The sequence below is a fragment of the Mobiluncus porci genome, assembly GCF_009695935.1.
GTDB classification, from domain to species: Bacteria; Actinomycetota; Actinomycetes; order Actinomycetales; family Actinomycetaceae; genus Mobiluncus; species Mobiluncus porci.
In genome coordinates, this window is the sequence record NZ_VUMY01000008.1 from 60,381 (window position 1) to 75,127 (window position 14,747).

Annotated in this window: 13 protein-coding genes; 7 read left to right on the plus strand and 6 right to left on the minus strand. The window is 55.8% G+C overall.

Translation table 11 applies throughout. The features are described 5' to 3' along the window. The 3 genes from FYJ63_RS05655 to sqr form a co-directional block, all read right to left on the minus strand. The gene (locus tag FYJ63_RS05655) at nt 1–1,155 is read right to left on the minus strand and encodes an NAD(P)H-dependent glycerol-3-phosphate dehydrogenase (protein WP_154544633.1); all 1,155 of its coding nucleotides are present in this window, start codon (nt 1,153–1,155) and stop codon (nt 1–3) included. Between the two features lie 177 nt (nt 1,156–1,332). Further along, on the minus strand, nt 1,333–1,902 hold the full coding sequence (locus tag FYJ63_RS05660) for a DsrE/DsrF/DrsH-like family protein (protein WP_154544635.1): 570 nt from the start codon (nt 1,900–1,902) through the stop codon (nt 1,333–1,335). A 151-nt stretch (nt 1,903–2,053) separates the two neighbouring features. Next, nucleotides 2,054–3,778, minus strand: coding sequence for a type III sulfide quinone reductase, selenoprotein subtype (sqr, locus tag FYJ63_RS05665; protein ID WP_154544637.1), 1,725 nt, complete (start codon nt 3,776–3,778; stop codon nt 2,054–2,056). A 155-nt stretch (nt 3,779–3,933) separates the two neighbouring features. Between sqr and FYJ63_RS05670 the strand changes: the two genes are divergently transcribed. Both FYJ63_RS05670 and FYJ63_RS05675 read left to right on the plus strand, forming a co-directional pair. Then, complete coding sequence (locus FYJ63_RS05670; RefSeq protein WP_338106839.1) at nt 3,934–5,361, plus strand: MurT ligase domain-containing protein; 1,428 nt, start codon at nt 3,934–3,936, stop codon at nt 5,359–5,361. Continuing rightward, nucleotides 5,358–6,230, plus strand: coding sequence for a type 1 glutamine amidotransferase (locus FYJ63_RS05675; RefSeq protein WP_154544639.1), 873 nt, complete (start codon nt 5,358–5,360; stop codon nt 6,228–6,230). Before FYJ63_RS05670 ends, FYJ63_RS05675 begins: the two co-directional genes overlap by 4 nt. Here FYJ63_RS05675 and FYJ63_RS05680 read toward each other — a convergent pair. Then, nucleotides 6,227–6,802, minus strand: a complete 576-nt coding sequence (locus tag FYJ63_RS05680) for an NYN domain-containing protein (RefSeq protein WP_154544641.1) — start codon at nt 6,800–6,802, stop codon at nt 6,227–6,229. The genes FYJ63_RS05675 and FYJ63_RS05680 overlap by 4 nt on opposite strands. 160 nt (nt 6,803–6,962) lie before the next feature. Further along, entirely contained in the window at nt 6,963–8,984 is a 2,022-nt protein-coding gene (locus FYJ63_RS05685) for a coiled-coil domain-containing protein (RefSeq protein ID WP_338106840.1), read from the minus strand. Nucleotides 8,985–9,163: 179 nt separating this feature from the next. On the opposite strand from FYJ63_RS05685, the gene FYJ63_RS05690 reads away from it, so the two are divergent. The 3 genes from FYJ63_RS05690 to FYJ63_RS05700 are packed head-to-tail and all read left to right on the plus strand — an operon-like array spanning nt 9,164 to nt 11,852. Then, a complete protein-coding gene (locus FYJ63_RS05690; protein WP_277027173.1) occupies nt 9,164–9,541 on the plus strand; it encodes a cold-shock protein in 378 nt (125 codons plus the stop codon). Between the two features lie 34 nt (nt 9,542–9,575). Then, nucleotides 9,576–10,349 carry a DUF3027 domain-containing protein gene (locus tag FYJ63_RS05695; RefSeq protein WP_338106841.1) on the plus strand — a complete coding sequence of 258 codons (774 nt, stop codon included), beginning with the start codon at nt 9,576–9,578 and terminating at the stop codon, nt 10,347–10,349. A gap of 54 nt (nt 10,350–10,403) precedes the next feature. Then, complete coding sequence (locus FYJ63_RS05700) at nt 10,404–11,852, plus strand: NCS2 family permease (RefSeq protein WP_338106842.1); 1,449 nt, start codon at nt 10,404–10,406, stop codon at nt 11,850–11,852. Here FYJ63_RS05700 and serC read toward each other — a convergent pair. Continuing rightward, nucleotides 11,841–12,977 carry a phosphoserine transaminase gene (gene serC, locus FYJ63_RS05705; protein ID WP_277027181.1) on the minus strand — a complete coding sequence of 379 codons (1,137 nt, stop codon included), beginning with the start codon at nt 12,975–12,977 and terminating at the stop codon, nt 11,841–11,843. The two genes, FYJ63_RS05700 and serC, sit on opposite strands and share 12 nt — an antisense overlap. 128 nt (nt 12,978–13,105) lie before the next feature. Between serC and FYJ63_RS05710 the strand changes: the two genes are divergently transcribed. Together FYJ63_RS05710 and FYJ63_RS05715 are read left to right on the plus strand one after the other, a co-directional pair. Then, the gene (locus FYJ63_RS05710) at nt 13,106–13,819 is read left to right on the plus strand and encodes a metal-dependent transcriptional regulator (RefSeq protein ID WP_154544643.1); all 714 of its coding nucleotides are present in this window, start codon (nt 13,106–13,108) and stop codon (nt 13,817–13,819) included. A 135-nt stretch (nt 13,820–13,954) separates the two neighbouring features. After that, entirely contained in the window at nt 13,955–14,746 is a 792-nt protein-coding gene (locus FYJ63_RS05715) for a C40 family peptidase (protein ID WP_229769997.1), read from the plus strand. Nucleotide 14,747 lies beyond the last annotated feature (1 nt).

The following is a 14,747-nucleotide window of genomic DNA, read 5'->3' on the forward strand; positions in this document are numbered from 1 at the left end:
TTAACTTCTTCTGAAACGATTGAACAGTCTCGCGATACTCCAAGGAAGGTGGGGTCGGGTCGGATCCCACTCTGGGCTCCAGGAACCTTGGTGTTCTTTCACGGGAATTTCGGCCGGATATGCCGGTAACGCGGCACTAACTAGTACGGTGCGAATATCGACTTCGCCTGCGACCGCAGCAGCAACGGCCTGCATCAAGGGAAGCTCATCTAAAAGCTCTGTGGCGCGCTGTTCGACGATTTTTAAAGCCAGCGGCGTGGTGGGGACCCCCTCAACGGTGTGGCCGGCAGCTCGCATTTGAGCCTCGGCTTCTCGAGGATTTTCGCCACGCCCCAAGCGCATCCCGAAGAATTTATTGCGCCCGGAAATGCCAGTGACCTCGAGATCGCCGACTCCGGCAAGCCCGATAGCGGTTTCTTTGCGCCCGCCAAGAGCTTCGCAAACCAGTGACATTTCGCGGATGGCTTGGGCAAAGACAGCGGCACGGAGGTTGGATTGGGGGGCGCCGGTGGCTTCCTGGATGCCTTCGGTTACTCCCAGAGCAATGGCGTAGACGTTTTTCAACGGCGCCAACACTTCCACGCCGATGACATCGTCGGTCGGGAAGGCGCGGTAGTAATCGGTTCGTAGCGCGCGCGCGTAGTGAATGGCGGCTCCGAGCTCTCCGCTGGCAAAGACGGTCGCCGTGGGCTCGGAGAGGGCGCATTGGCGGGCAATAACGGGGCCGCCTATTGAGACCACGGGCGGGAGTTTAACGCCTTGGCGAGCCGCAATCTCAGCCATGGCTTCAGCCAGGAGCTTTACCTGGCCGTCCTCGTTTTCAACGAAACCTTTGGTGGTGAGCCATACTGCTCTGACTCGATCGAAATAGGGAGCGAGTCGTTCCGTGATGGAAGGTAATCCCACCGAGGCCACGCAAATGGCGAGAACTTCCGCTCCTTTGACCGCTTGTTCCAATTGTCGGGAACGGAAGAGTTTTACGTGAGGAGCCAGCGGAGCCTGGGTGGCGGGATGGGGTTTGCCGGCGGCGTAGGCGTCCAAGACGGCGTCATCGAACTCGGTTCCCCACAGCGACACGTCCCAGCCGGTATCGATAAGGGGACGGCACAGGGCTGAGCCCATCGCGGAGGCTCCGATAACAGCAACTTTTGGCATAAGGCAACTCTACCTCTTGGGGGGCGCTACGCAATCTGGGGACGGTTCCACTTTGCTCCAACTTTGTTTACGCAAAGACAAGACCGTCCCCGTTTGCTCCGTGAAGCTGTGATGTACGGTTCTACTTTGCTTCGCTCGCTTCGCTTACTGCGCAGAGACAGAACCGTCCCTGCTCCACTAGATGAAGACGATTTGGGCGCCCTCGGAGAGCTCAATGAAGGTTCCCGCATCGATGATGCCCTTGACCGATTTATGAAGCATCCGCGGAGTGATATGCATCATGTCGGCCGTCAACTTGCAGGCCCACATATCCGCGCCCATCTCCGAGACCTGCTCCAAGAGGTCGCGAACTGGCGGAATCTCGAGTTTTTCGAGTTCCTGGTTCATGAAGCGGGTCGCGAATGCGGTCATCCCGGGGAGTACCCCTAGGGAAGGCGGCAGATAACCGGTTCCCCAGCCGGGGTGAATGTCCTCGAGAGCCGGCATATGCATTGCAGTATTGGCTTGCATTGTGAACTTGAGATTATCCATCGTGCGCTTATTGACAATGTCGAGACCCCAGAATGTGAAGAAAATGTCCACGTGAATGCCTTGGTTCAAGGCGGCGTGGGACATAATCAACGCGGGATAGGCCATGTCGAGGTTCCCCTTAGAACAGATAAACGCCATCTTGCGATTGACGTAGGTCGCTTCTTCTTCGGGGGCTGTTTGGGTTTCCGTAGTAGGGGCTTCTTTGGTTTCAGCCATAATTATTTCTCCTTGTAGATCCAAAATAAAAGTGTTGTCATTGTGAGGCGCTTCGCGCCTTAGCGGAGTTCCGCCTAAAACAGTCCATCGGGACTGTTTTCACGGCTCCACACTGCGACTGTGTGTTCAACGGCGCCGCTTCGCGTCGCCACTACACGCAGCCCACTGGTTTCGGGGCTCCGGCAATGTAGGCCAGCTTCTTGGCGGGTTTGGTTCCGAAAATCGAGAACAAAGTCTTCACATCAAAACCGCCCGCCTTAGAGATCCGACCCAAGGTTGGGGACACTGAGCGTTCCTCGAAATCTTGGCGCACGAAACGAATGACAGACCAGGCCACGTCATCAAGCTCAATGTGGAGGGCCTTCGCGAGGCCCTCTGCGACCTCATCGTTCCACTGTTCTTTATTCGTCATGAAGCCTTCATCGGTCACATCAATAGGTTTGCCATTAATCTCGCGGATAACCGGAATATTGTCTCCCTTGGTGGTATTCGTGGGTTTGTCCCCGGGCTTGGCCATAGTCTCCGAAACCAGCGGCGCGGAACCGGCGACGCGAACAATCGGAATCTTGATGTCCGGTTCGGGAGGCGGCGGGGGAGTTTTTTCCTTGGGAAGGGGATTAACCCCATCCGGCATGAAACCCCACTTCCGGAAGTCTTTTCCGGCCTTGGACATGTCTCGCGGGAAAGGCAAGGGCAGTCCGCGCGCGAGGAACCCCCAGTACATGAGGTAAAACGCGAGTTTCCCGAGATGGTTCATGCGGGACTCTCCCAGTAGCTTCAGCGGACCGACTACGGGGAAGGGGAATTTACCCGTCACAGGCTGGACATCGTAGTTGAAGTCCAAGAGCAGTGCCTTGTGGAAACCGGATTCGATAAAGCAGTTCGCGTGTCCATCAAAGGATTCCGTCATTGGACGTCCATTGATGTAGTTGATGAAGTTCGGAACAAAGGACTCTGACTGGAAGTGAACCACTGCTCCCGCTTTGGAAGTCGGGAAGTTGCCCGCATCCCCGAGGACAAAAATATCGGGGTATTCGGTGGACTGCATGGTGTGTTTATCAGCAGGAACATAGTTCATTTCATCGCCGATTCCCGAATCGGCCACGTATTGCTGACCCATCACCGGCGGGACCGTGACCAGCAGGTCGAAGGGGATTTCGCGCCCGTCATAGCCCACCAGCATCTGGTTATCCGGATCAATGCGTTCCACATTGAAGTCGGTTTCGATCTCGATGTCACGCTTCCGCAACAGGTCACCAAGCTCCGCCTTCGCCACTGGCTTGGTGAACGCGCCATCCAGCGGGGTCACGAAGGTGATGTCAATATCGAGGCGGCGCCGACGCATGAAGAAATACCAGTCAGCGAGTAGCACGAATTCCAGTGGTGCCACGGGGCACTTGATGGGCATTTCTGAAATATGAACCACGAGGTGCCCGCGTTCAAAATTTTTCAAAGCCTTGTGGAGGCGCCCCGAACCGGACAGCGTATAGAAATCGAAGACGCTCTTACGCCACACTTTCGGATCGCTCATCCCGGGGACCTGGTCGGGGCGAATCGTGCAGCCGGTGGCAATAATGAGGTAATGGTAGGGCAGGGTCTCGTGTTCAAGCTCTACGGTTTTCGCCACCGGATCAACTTTCTTAATGCCGTCCATAACGAAGCGCACCCCGCGGGGGAAAAATTGCGAACGTTTCTTGACGACCGTGCGGGGGCGGTACATCCCAAAGGGAACAAACAGGTACCCGGGCTGATAGTGGTGGTGGTCGTCACGGTCAACCACGGTTATCTGGTATTCGCTCTTTGGCAGTTCTCGGTAGAGTCGGTTCGAAACAATCGAACCGGCGGTACCCCCACCAAGGATAACAATTTGCTTCATCGCAATCTCCTTAAATACGGTTAGGCAGGTGTCAAGATAATTTTATTACCTAGCACGGGTATTTGGGTGAAATTCGTATAATTTTCATGTTACTGTTTGTTGTTTTCTAGGTTCGTCTTGTCTTGGACGAAGCGCTTGTGGGTAGGATGCTTGTTGTGTCAGGAAAAACAGGTGCATTGAGCTGGCGAGACCGCTGGGGACTTTTCGCCGGACGCGGAGCTTCGTGGGCTTCGCGGATAGCAGGTCGCGGCAGCGGAGGGATGATTGGGGGTAAGGTTGCGCTCAAGATTTCCCCAAATTTGCTGGAGCACCTGGCCACAGGCAAGAAGATTGCCCTTGTTACCGGCACGAACGGGAAAACCACCACGACAAGGATGCTTTCCGAAGCGATGACGGCTTTGGGAAGGCCGGTGGCTTCGAATCGTGGCGGGGACAATATGACTGCCGGAGTACTTTCGGCATTGATGCAAAGCCCCGACGCGCCCGTGGCGGTTTTGGAAGTCGATGAAATGCATCTCGAGGCGATTGCGAACGCCACGCATCCCGCAGTGATAGTGCTCCTCAACCTGTCTCGCGACCAACTGGATCGGGTTGGCGAGATTTCGGTTATCGAAAGGCGAATCAGGGCCGCGGTGGATGAGAATCCCCAAGCCACAGTGGTGGCGAACGTGGATGATCCCTTGGTGACTTCCGCCGCCTGGGATGCGGCCCGTCCGCTGTGGGTGGCTGCTGGTAAGGGCTGGAGCGGGGATTCCTTGACTTCACCAAGAACGCAGGGGGCCATTATCTACGGTGGGAAAACGGCTAGTAGCTCAGGCCCTGAAACTGTAACGAGCGATACAAATGTACTAACTGGTCAAAAAGTGTGGGCTTCCGGTCAAGATACCGACGCCTATTGGCAATCTGTTCCGGTGGACGAATTGTTGGCTTTAGACGTGCCTTGGGAGAGACCTCCCAGCCAGGTGGAATTCGCTCGCCCCGAGCCGGCGTGGATATGGCAGGCTTCGAGTTTCCAGGAGGGAGAACCGATGCGAGCCGTGGAAACCGCGAACGGACGCGAGCATGAGATTGTGGTAAATCTCCCCGGACGAGCCAATCGCGGCAATGCCTTGCAGGCTTTTGTGGCGGCGCTCGCTCTCGGGGCAGATCCCGAACCCGCTGCTCGCTCAATCCGTGAAGTGAGAAACGTGGCGGGAAGATACGCGCACCTCGAAGTCAAAGGGCGCAAAATTCGAATGCTGCTCGCCAAGAATCCCGCTGGCTGGATGGAATCCTTGACGATGCTGAACCCCGAGGCTCAGCTCGTTGTGGGGGTGAACGGACAGCGGGCCGACGGTACGGATCTATCTTGGTTGTGGGACGTGAACTTCGAGGCTTTGCGGGGGAAAACCGTGGTCGCAACCGGAGAGCGCGGAGCCGACCTTCAGGTACGTCTGAACTATGCGGGAATCATCACGCTGTGGGCTCCCGAGGTAGAGTCGGCACTCGAGCAGGTTCCCTCCGGAGAGGTCGATATGCTCTTGAACTACACAGCTTTTCGCGATGCCCGCGCGGAATTTATCGCCAAAGGTTGGTTGCAATGAAAGAATCGGAACACTCAAAACTATCCACCTTGAGAATCGGGGTGCTTCTCCCCGAAGTGTTGGGAACCTACGGGGACGGCGGAAATGCGGTGGTTCTCGCCAAGCGGGCCGAACTGCGGGGGATTAAAGCGGAGGTGGTTCAGGTCGGCGTCACCGAGAAAATTCCCGAAACCCTTGATATTTATACCCTTGGCGGGGGAGAGGATGTGGCTCAAACCATCGCCTCGAGGAGGCTCCGCACCGATCGAGGATTGTACCAGGCGGTCCAAAAACGTGTGCCGGTGCTGGCCATCTGCGCTGCCTTCCAAGTTCTCGGAGAGTGGTATACGGACTCTCAGGGGAACCAAACTGAGGGAGCCGGTTTGCTCAATGTCGTGACCCTACCGCAGGGGGCGCGGGCGATTGGAGAACTGGTCACCACCGCTGCCGGACTTCCGCTGGAAGCGCAGCTCACCGAGTCCCTTACCGGCTTTGAAAATCACGGTGGAGCAACTCTCTTGGGTGCTGAGGCGCGTCCCCTCGGATTTGTCCAAGCCGGTGTCGGCAACGGACGCCCCGGAGTTGCTCCGGAACTGGAGGCGGGGATTAGTTCTGAGGCTGGCGTCCACGACGACCGAGAGATTTCCACCGAAATCCCTTCCGGATATCGCGCCGAGGAAGATGGCAAACCCTTTGAGGGCGCCGTCCAGGGCAGTATCATCGCAACCTATATGCACGGACCTTGCTTGGCGCGAAACCCGCAACTAGCGGATTTGCTGCTCGCGCGCGCTCTTGGAATAACCGTTCCAGAATTGCCGGAAATGGAGGAAATCCCCGGGGTGGCGCGCCTCCGCGAGGAACGCCTTGCTGCGGCGAAACGGGTCGATTAAATATAGGTGTCCGGGTTGTAGGTTTGGAGATCGATGACGCGGATGCGTGGCAGGGGAGTGTTGAAAGCGTGAATTTCGCGCTCTAAATCGATGACTTTCAAGCCGTGGTCCTCCAAGGAACGCAACTCTCCGCTCAAAAACTCCTCGAAGCCTACGACCGCTACGTGGTGTCCGTTTTGGAGCAAAGTCCGCAACTGTGGCTCGAAATCACCGTCGTGGGAGACGAGAACCACGTGGCCCTCCCCCCGCTGGGAAATAGCCTCCAAGGTGCGCTGAATGCCCACGTCCACGACCTTTTCATCCCCCTCTGAGGCCAAAGGGATGGGCTGGTAATCCATGGCGAGCAGTGCTTGCACAAAAGTCATCGGCATGTGCGCGGTGGCATTCAGGAAGAATAAGCCTTTGGTTTGCCCCGGATTGTTCTCCGCCACATAGTCGCGAACCCGATCCCAGCGGGGACGCTCATCGGGTTCGGGTCGCCGCTGCAACACGCTTAAACCCAGCGTGGCATCGATATTTTCACCGTCGACCAGTAAATAGGTAGTCTCTTCTTCCGGTATTTGCAGTTTCATATTCAACTTTTTTCTAAATCAGGAAAATCTTTTTGCCTCTGCTAGTGGCCCTGTCGGCCTCGACATGGAGTTTTCGACAGCCAAACCAGTTTACTTCGTATTTACTTGAAAATGTAATCGGGGCTGTGAAAAACACAGCCCCGAGTGCCTCGAATCCGTCTTAGGATTGGGCGGAACTAAAGCCCACCGGTAGTTCGCGGTCGATTTGAATCAACATCTCCGCGCAAGTATTCAACATGGAAACTGCCGCCACCGGATCGGTGTGCATCTTGCGCTTGGTTTGTTCCAGCAACTGGTCGCAGCGAGCCAAATCCATCAGCATCTGTGAGTCAAGGGCTTTGCGGCGAAGCGCCAAATTTGTCCCTACGATAGCGCGCAGTTGTTCAGTTTGTTCCAAACGCCGATTGAGTTCGGTGGGAGCCTCATTCATTTTCGCGGCGATTTCTTCTTGACCGGAGAAAGCGCGGTACAGGTTGACCTGCACGCTGCGCAATTTCGCCAAAGCCTCTACCGGATCGGATCTTCCTGCCAAAGCCTGCGTTGAACTCTCGAGCGCCCGCTCAGCCATAGCGATTTCGGAACCGGACGCGTAAGAATCATTGTCACGAATCGTATCCAAATCGGAGCTGATTTGGACTTTCAAAGCGCTCAATTCGTCGCTGATTCTGCCGAGGAAACTCTCCAGGTTGGTGACGTGCTTCGAGGCCAAACTCGCCTGGGTTATGGCCCGCTCAGCTCCCCGAGCGTAGCGGGAGGCCAGTTTCTTGTCTCCGGCCTTCGCCTTTTCTTGGCCAGTGAGCACACCTTTATAGGAGGCTTTCAAAAGCCTGGTGGCCTGGGTCAGATTTTCTTGGGAGTGGCCTAGCGGAGCCGCAGAGTAGCTTTCGTGAATCTTCTTCACGGCTGCTTGAGCGCTGGCTAGTTCCTGTCGAGTGTCATTCCACTGGGTAGCAATCCGGTTGAGAGTCTTGGTGGCTTCCGCAGGGTTATGACGTTCCTTAGTGAAAACGGAAACCTCTTTCGAGAGCTGGTCTTTGGATTCGGCAATTTTGGAAGTCATCTCGCTGGCGCGAGCTTCTGTCAGCAGTCCGTCGGCTCCGGCAAGTTCAGCCAACAAAACTGCGGCACGGGATTGTGCACTGTTAACGGCATTCGCAAAGGGAGCCACTGCGGTGGCACCCAGCAGCAATTCCGAGGAACGGAGATCCTCGGTGGAGTTGAATACCAAAGAAGTGAGGTCGGTGAGCTCGTGAAGAACCTTGTCGTAGTTGGCTTCATTTTGCGCGGTGGCAGGGGTGGTAGAAACCTCTTCGGCCTGTACAGCGGGGGCGGATGGAGTGGGTTCAGGCTGTGGCGCCTCAAGTTCAGGTTCAGGTGCGGGTTCAGGTGCGGGATAGTCGTCAGTTAGCTGCAACAAAGACTCATCAGTATCCAGCTCATTGTTTCGATCGGCTCGCTCCACGGCATCGAAATCCACCTGAGGATTCTTAGACGAGACCCCGACAGTATTGCGCCGGTAGACCGCCACTGCCAAAACCACGGTCACAATCATAGCCGCCACCAGCATGACAATCAGCCAGCGGTTGGTGGCGCTCTGGGCGGCATTTGCGGCGGGTGCTTGGGCATCGGCGCTAGCGGTAGACATGGACATTTGCAATAGCTGCTGGGCAAAAGAACTGATGCCCGAGGCAAACTCGCCCGCCGAGAATTGCGAGGCACCCACCTGCATGGCGAGGTCATTAACCTGGGCGCTGTTGAGAACGGAGCCCGTGGTGGAGGTGGCGGAGAACTGTTTGTCGGAAACATTTAGCGAAATCAGGTAGGAATTCGGTCCCATATTGGTGAGTTTCATGGTTCGGGAATTCCACTCCGCGGGATCGAAACCCGAGTAGTTGTCCACAATGGCCACGTAGAGCTTCATGTCTCGGGACTCAGCGGATTGGACCGATGACTTCACCTGATACAGTCCGGTTCCCAGCACATTTCCGGGATCGTAAATCTGGGAGCCCGATAGATCCAAGGGGTCTGCGGCTGGTACTAAGGCCTGGGGGAGTCCTAGCGTTTGAACGGACACCGCTGACATCCCGCCAGAATAGGGGGATGCCTCGGCAGTGGGAATGGTCACAAAACCCAAAACACCTAGAGTTAAACCGGCTGCCAAGGCGCATATTTTCTTCAACACAGTTTCTCCATTACATCTCAATCTGGAAAATCTCTATCTGTAAGGTTAACTTTATCTTAGTCACGCCTAGATATTAGACTAGTTGGGCTAGTTATTTTGCTTCTGCAAGCCCAGGCTGCGTTAGCTCCGGTTTGTCCGAAGAGAGAAAACTTAAACCCATGGTCAATAAGGAGTAACAAGTGCCCAACGGGAAAGTGAAATGGTATGACGCCGTTAAAGGCTTCGGGTTCATCGCGGAAACCGGTGGAGATGAGGTGTTTTTGCACGCCTCAGCGCTCCCGCCCAGTGTGGTTGATATTAAACCGGGAACCAAGGTTGAGTATTCCATTGTTGAAGGCAAACGTGGGCCGCAAGCCATGAACGTGACCATTGTGGAACAACCTCCGTCAGTCGCCAAGTCGCAGCGAAAGAACACTGAAGATATGGTGGTCATCGTAGAGGATCTCATCCGGCTATTGGAAGAATCCTCCGGAGACCTCCGTCGCGGGCACTACCCTGACAACGGAAAACAGATTGCAAAAATACTGAAAGTGGTCGCTCAATCTTTTGAGGCTTGAGACCGCCGTAACTAGCGAAGACAGAAGGGCTACTGTGGCACGGAAAAAAGCGTTGGACGAGGAAACACCGCAACCGGACGGAATTCTCGCCAAACAGGTTGATTTTGCGAAATCCGCACTTACGGACATGGCAAAGGCGGAGGAAATTGGTGAACACCTCACGGTGCAGTTTGCCGGTGAAAGGGTCGTCACCCACTTCTTCGAGTGCCTCAAGCCTGGATATAAGGGCTGGGTCTGGGCAGTGACCTTGGCCCGCGTCCCCCACGCTCGCACCGGAACTATTTCGGAGACAGATTTACTGCCCTCCGAAGGCGCTTTGCTGGCTCCTCCGTGGATACCGTGGGCGCAGCGCCTCGAACCGGGCGATCTCAGCCGCCGAGATGCCACCCCCTACGACCCCGACGACCCAAACCTGGACCAAGGATACGAGGCCACTGGCGAGGACGCGGACGAGATCGCGCTGTGGGAATTGGGTTTAGGGCGGAAACGGGTGTTGAACCATGCCGGACGAGATGCCGCGGTCAAACGCTGGCTCCATGACCAGCATTCCCGAACTGAACTGGATCGTCACGGGAACCCTCCGGATAATCCTTGCTCGACCTGCGGATACTTGTGGAAGATAGACGGATCTTTGCGGCTCCAATTCGGGCTGTGCACCAATGCCTGGAGCCCCGATGACGGGCATGTGGTGGCGATGAACCACACTTGCGGGGCCCATTCGGAAACTGATGCCGACTTGACTCCGTCTTCACTTCCGGTGGGAGAAACCTACTTGGATGATCAGTCTCTGAGAACCGAAGAGATCTAGGCTATTTGCCTCGGAGTTTGCGAATTCACGGCAAAAACCGTTAGCTTATTAGGCGTGAGTAAGAAAACAGCAACGGCTCCCGCCCCGAACACATTTGGCGGAAAACTCGACCATTTCTTCGAAATCTCCAAGCGTGGCTCCACCATCGGGCGCGAGATTCGCGGCGGATTCGTAACTTTCTTTGCGATGGCTTATATCCTCGTGTTGAACCCTATTATTCTGTCAGCAGCTCTGCCTAAAGACGGTTCCATCACCATGCCGGATATTGCTGCGGGCACCGCCCTCGTCGCTGGGGTTATGACCATCCTCATGGGAGTTGTCGCGAACTATCCGATGGCACTGGCCGCCGGTTTGGGACTCAACGCGATGGTGGCTTTCACCCTAGTTTTGGGTTCGGGATTGACTTTCCAAGAGGCTATGGGGCTCATTTTCTGGGAAGGTGTGGTGATTACGATCCTGGTTCTGACCGGTTTCCGCGAGGCTGTGTTCCGCGCGGTGCCTCGCCAGATGAAGACCGCGATTTCGGTTGGAATCGGCCTCTTCATTGCGTTTATCGGGCTCATCAACGGGGGAATCATCCGCGCTCAAGACGGCACCATTGTTGGTCTCGGGGTCAACGGTTCGCTCATGGGTTGGCCTGCGGTAGTTTTCGTCTTTGGTTTCTTCTTGACGGTGGTGCTTTATGCGGCTCGCGTCAAGGGTTCCATCCTCATCGGAATTCTTAGCTCCACAGTTCTCGCCGTTATCATCCAGTTCTTCGCGAAGCTAGAGCCGAAATCGGATAAGAATCCGGTGGGATGGGGACAAACGGTTCCGGCTTTCAATGCGGAATCGTGGCATCTTCCGAGTTTCGGGTCTCTCGGGCAAATCGACTTCTTTGGTGGATTCGCCAAGATGGGTGTGGTTGCGGCCATTCTCGTTATTTTCTCGCTGATGCTCGCGGACTTCTTCGACACCATGGGAACCATGGTGGCTATCGGTGAAGAGGGCGGTTTGCTCGACAAAGAGGGCAATCCTCCGCGAACCAAGTCCATCTTGATTATTGACTCCCTCGCTGCGGTAGCCGGCGGTCTGGGCGGGGTCTCTTCCAACACTTCCTATGTGGAATCCTCCGCTGGCGTGGGTGAGGGCGCGCGCACCGGCTTCGCCTCCTTGGTGACCGGTATTTTGTTCTTGCTCTCGATTTTCTTGGCGCCGCTGGTGGAGATTATCCCCTCCGAGGCCGCCTCCACCGCGCTCGTGTTCGTGGGCTTCTTGATGATGGTGCAAGTGACCGACATCGATTGGAAGAATCTTGAAGTCGCTATCCCTGCGTTCATGACCATCATCTTCATGCCCTTCGCCTACTCGATTTCGGTCGGCATCGGCGTCGGATTCGTGACTTTCCTCGTGGTGAAACTGGCGCGGGGGAAGGCGAAGGAGATTTCAGTCCTCATGTGGATTGTGTCGATTCTGTTCGTCATCTACTTCTGCCTCGGACCGATTCAGGCGCTATTTGCCTAGAAGACGTTCTGCGACGTAGTCCAGGGAGGCGAGGAGGGCTTTTGTATCGGCCGGATCCGTTGAGGGGAACGTGCCGATACGAAGCTGGTTGCGTCCCAAGGAACGGTACGGGTTGATGTCCACGATGCCGTTTTGACGAAGCACCTGGAGAAGTATCGCCACATCAATAGTGTCTGCGAGATCGATTGTGGACACGACCGGGGAACGCTTTTCGGGGTTGGTGACAAAGGACGAGGCGAAGTCCCGAGAGTAAGCCCAGGCGTGAATCGCGTCGGAGGACTCCCGCACGCGTTTCTCCGCTCCCGCCAGACCCCCGAGTTCCTCTTCGATCCACACCAGTTGGGAATGCAGGAGCTCCAGGGTGGCGATTGCGGGGGTGTTGAGGGTTTGGTTTTTGCGCGAGTTATTAACAGCCGTGGTGAGATTCAAGATGGACGGAATCCACCGGCCAGAGCTGGGTTGGCTGGAGAGTTTCTCGGCGCGCGCGATGGCCCTTGGTGACAGGAATGCGAACCACAAACCGCCATCGGAACCGAGAGCCTTTTGCAAAGAGAAATAGTAGGCATCGGTTTGGGAGAGATCTACCGGAACCGATCCGGCAATCGAAGTGGCATCTACCAAAACGAGCTGGTCGGGAGTCCCAATCCGCGTCACCGGAGCAATAGCGCCGGTGGAAGTCTCTTGATGAGGCCAGGCGTAGACGTCGACGTCATCGGAAAGCTCAGGAAGTGTGGAGTCTCCCATTTCTGCCTTGGTGAGGCGAGAATCCTCCAAGAAAGGAGCACCTTGGGTCTCTTGAGCAAACTTGTTGCCGAATTCACCAAAGACGCCGTGGGCGGCGCGACGCTCCACTAAGGAGCACGTGGCGAGAGCCCAGAACGTGGTGGCTCCACCGTTTCCGAGAACCACCTCGTAATCCGTCGGCATCCCGAACAGGGCCGCGAGGCGTTGTTGACAATCCTTCACCAGGTCCTTGACCGGAGCCTGGCGGTGGGAGGTTCCCATCAGCTTGGAGTGGGCAAGAGCATCAAGCTGGCTTTGGCGAATCAAGGTGGGTCCGTTTCCGAACCGGCCATCGCGGGGAAGGATGTCTGACGGGATTTTCAAGTTTTCAATATCGCTCACGCCCTTGATTATGCCACGTTTAGGGCGGGTGGATTTTGAGCCACCGCTAACAGGTCAAGCATAAAAGGGACATCTGGGCATTATTTGATAAATTGAAGCTAGTTGTTTCAGGAAAAATGGAGCGGAGCATGAGCGAGCTGGTCGACACCACCGAAATGTATTTAAAATCTATCTACGAGATGATGGAAGACGGAGTGACTCCGCTGAGAGCTCGCATTGTGGAACGTCTGGGACATTCCGGACCAACCGTATCTCAAACCATTGCGAGAATGGGGCGCGATGGTTTGTTGGAACTGGAAGACGACCGCAAGATTGTCCTCACAAAGAAAGGCGTGGCGGCAGCCACAGAGGTGATTCGCAAACATCGCCTCGCGGAACGTTTACTCACCGATGTCATCGGGCTGAGCTGGGTAGAGGCGCACGATGAAGCCTGCCGGTGGGAGCATGTCATGAGCGACAAGGTTGAGAATCTTTTGCAACCTTTGCTGAAAAAACCCACGTCAGACCCCTACGGGAACCCTATTCCAGGACAGTCCCGCACTCCGAAGGCGATAAAACCAGTGGAAGAAGGGGTCTCTCTGTCCGCCTTTTTCCGGAAAAATCCGCAGGGTGGAGAGGCCGTAATCCTTCGTATCGGAGAGCCGGTGCAGGCGGTTCCCGGACTATTGGACGAACTCAGCGCAGCCAAAATGTTACCTGGCTCCAAGGTAAATCTCAGGTACGATAGCGCGGATAAAGACCGCAAGTTTGCCACTATAATGCCAGGTGAAACGGATATTGAGGGCGAGAATAGTGTCACAGTAGACGAGAGTCTCTTCAAGCATTTTTTCGTAAAGTTCTAGCAAATTATTTCAGATTGCCCGAAAATTGTTATCCAAATGTGACATTTGGTTTTTCATGTAGTAGGCTAGGACTACTTTCGTAGGAACGAATGCAATCGCAAGGGTTTCTATGTCATGAAAATAAAGGAGACTTAGTTGGCAAACGCTACTTCTCGGGCTCGCCACCGCGCCGCTACGAAGCCCGCTACACCTTTTGATTCTTTAAAAGACACCATGTCCCACATCGATAGCCGAAAAGGCATGGTTGCGGCTGCCACCACTGGTTTGGCGTTGGGAACCGTCTGGGCCGGCACTGCCATGGCGGCGCCGGAAGCGGGCGAAAATTCTCCGCAGGCAGCCGCTCCGGTTGCGGCCCAGGTTGGAGATGCAGTAGCGAAGGCGCATCTTACGGTAGCAGCGAATCCAGAGATTACCGCTCCGGAAAATGTGGGCTGGACTGAAGGCCAGGTGCAGGTTCCGGCTCAGCAGCAGGCGCAAGCCGCCGCTGGTAATACCGCAGCCAAGAAATCCAGCGTTCGTACCTCCGGTGGGGCAGCGAGTGGAGCCTGGGCTGGTCAAAGTGGCGTAGCCGCTTCCATTCCCGCGAATATCGCTGGCGGTTCTATTGCTGATATTGCCTTGCGTTACCAGGGCGTGCCCTATGTTTATGGCGGCACAACTCCTGGTGGATTCGATTGTTCGGGTTTTGTCGGCTACGTATATAACCAGGCTGGCATTCATCTGCCCCGTACCTCCTGGGCCCAGGGCGCTTCTGGAACCAAGGTCTCTGCTGGACAGGCTGAGGCCGGCGATATCGTCTACTACGGCGGTCACGTTGGCGTTTACCTTGGTGAGGGCAAGATGGTTCACGCCCCGCGCCCCGGTGAATCCGTCAAGGTGGTTGATGTCTACGGTTCCCCGAGCTACGTTCGCGTGGCGCAACAGTAAC

What these genes read in the sequence shown, in the direction of transcription:
- FYJ63_RS05655 (WP_154544633.1), bottom strand. Translation starts at nt 1,155, where the DNA reads ATGCCAAAAGTTGCTGTTATCGGAGCCTCCGCGATGGGCTCAGCCCTG.
- FYJ63_RS05660 (WP_154544635.1), bottom strand. Translation starts at nt 1,902, where the DNA reads ATGGCTGAAACCAAAGAAGCCCCTACTACGGAAACCCAAACAGCCCCC.
- sqr (WP_154544637.1), bottom strand. Translation starts at nt 3,778, where the DNA reads ATGAAGCAAATTGTTATCCTTGGTGGGGGTACCGCCGGTTCGATTGTT.
- FYJ63_RS05675 (WP_154544639.1), top strand. Translation starts at nt 5,358, where the DNA reads ATGAAAGAATCGGAACACTCAAAACTATCCACCTTGAGAATCGGGGTG.
- FYJ63_RS05680 (WP_154544641.1), bottom strand. Translation starts at nt 6,802, where the DNA reads ATGAAACTGCAAATACCGGAAGAAGAGACTACCTATTTACTGGTCGAC.
- FYJ63_RS05710 (WP_154544643.1), top strand. Translation starts at nt 13,106, where the DNA reads ATGAGCGAGCTGGTCGACACCACCGAAATGTATTTAAAATCTATCTAC.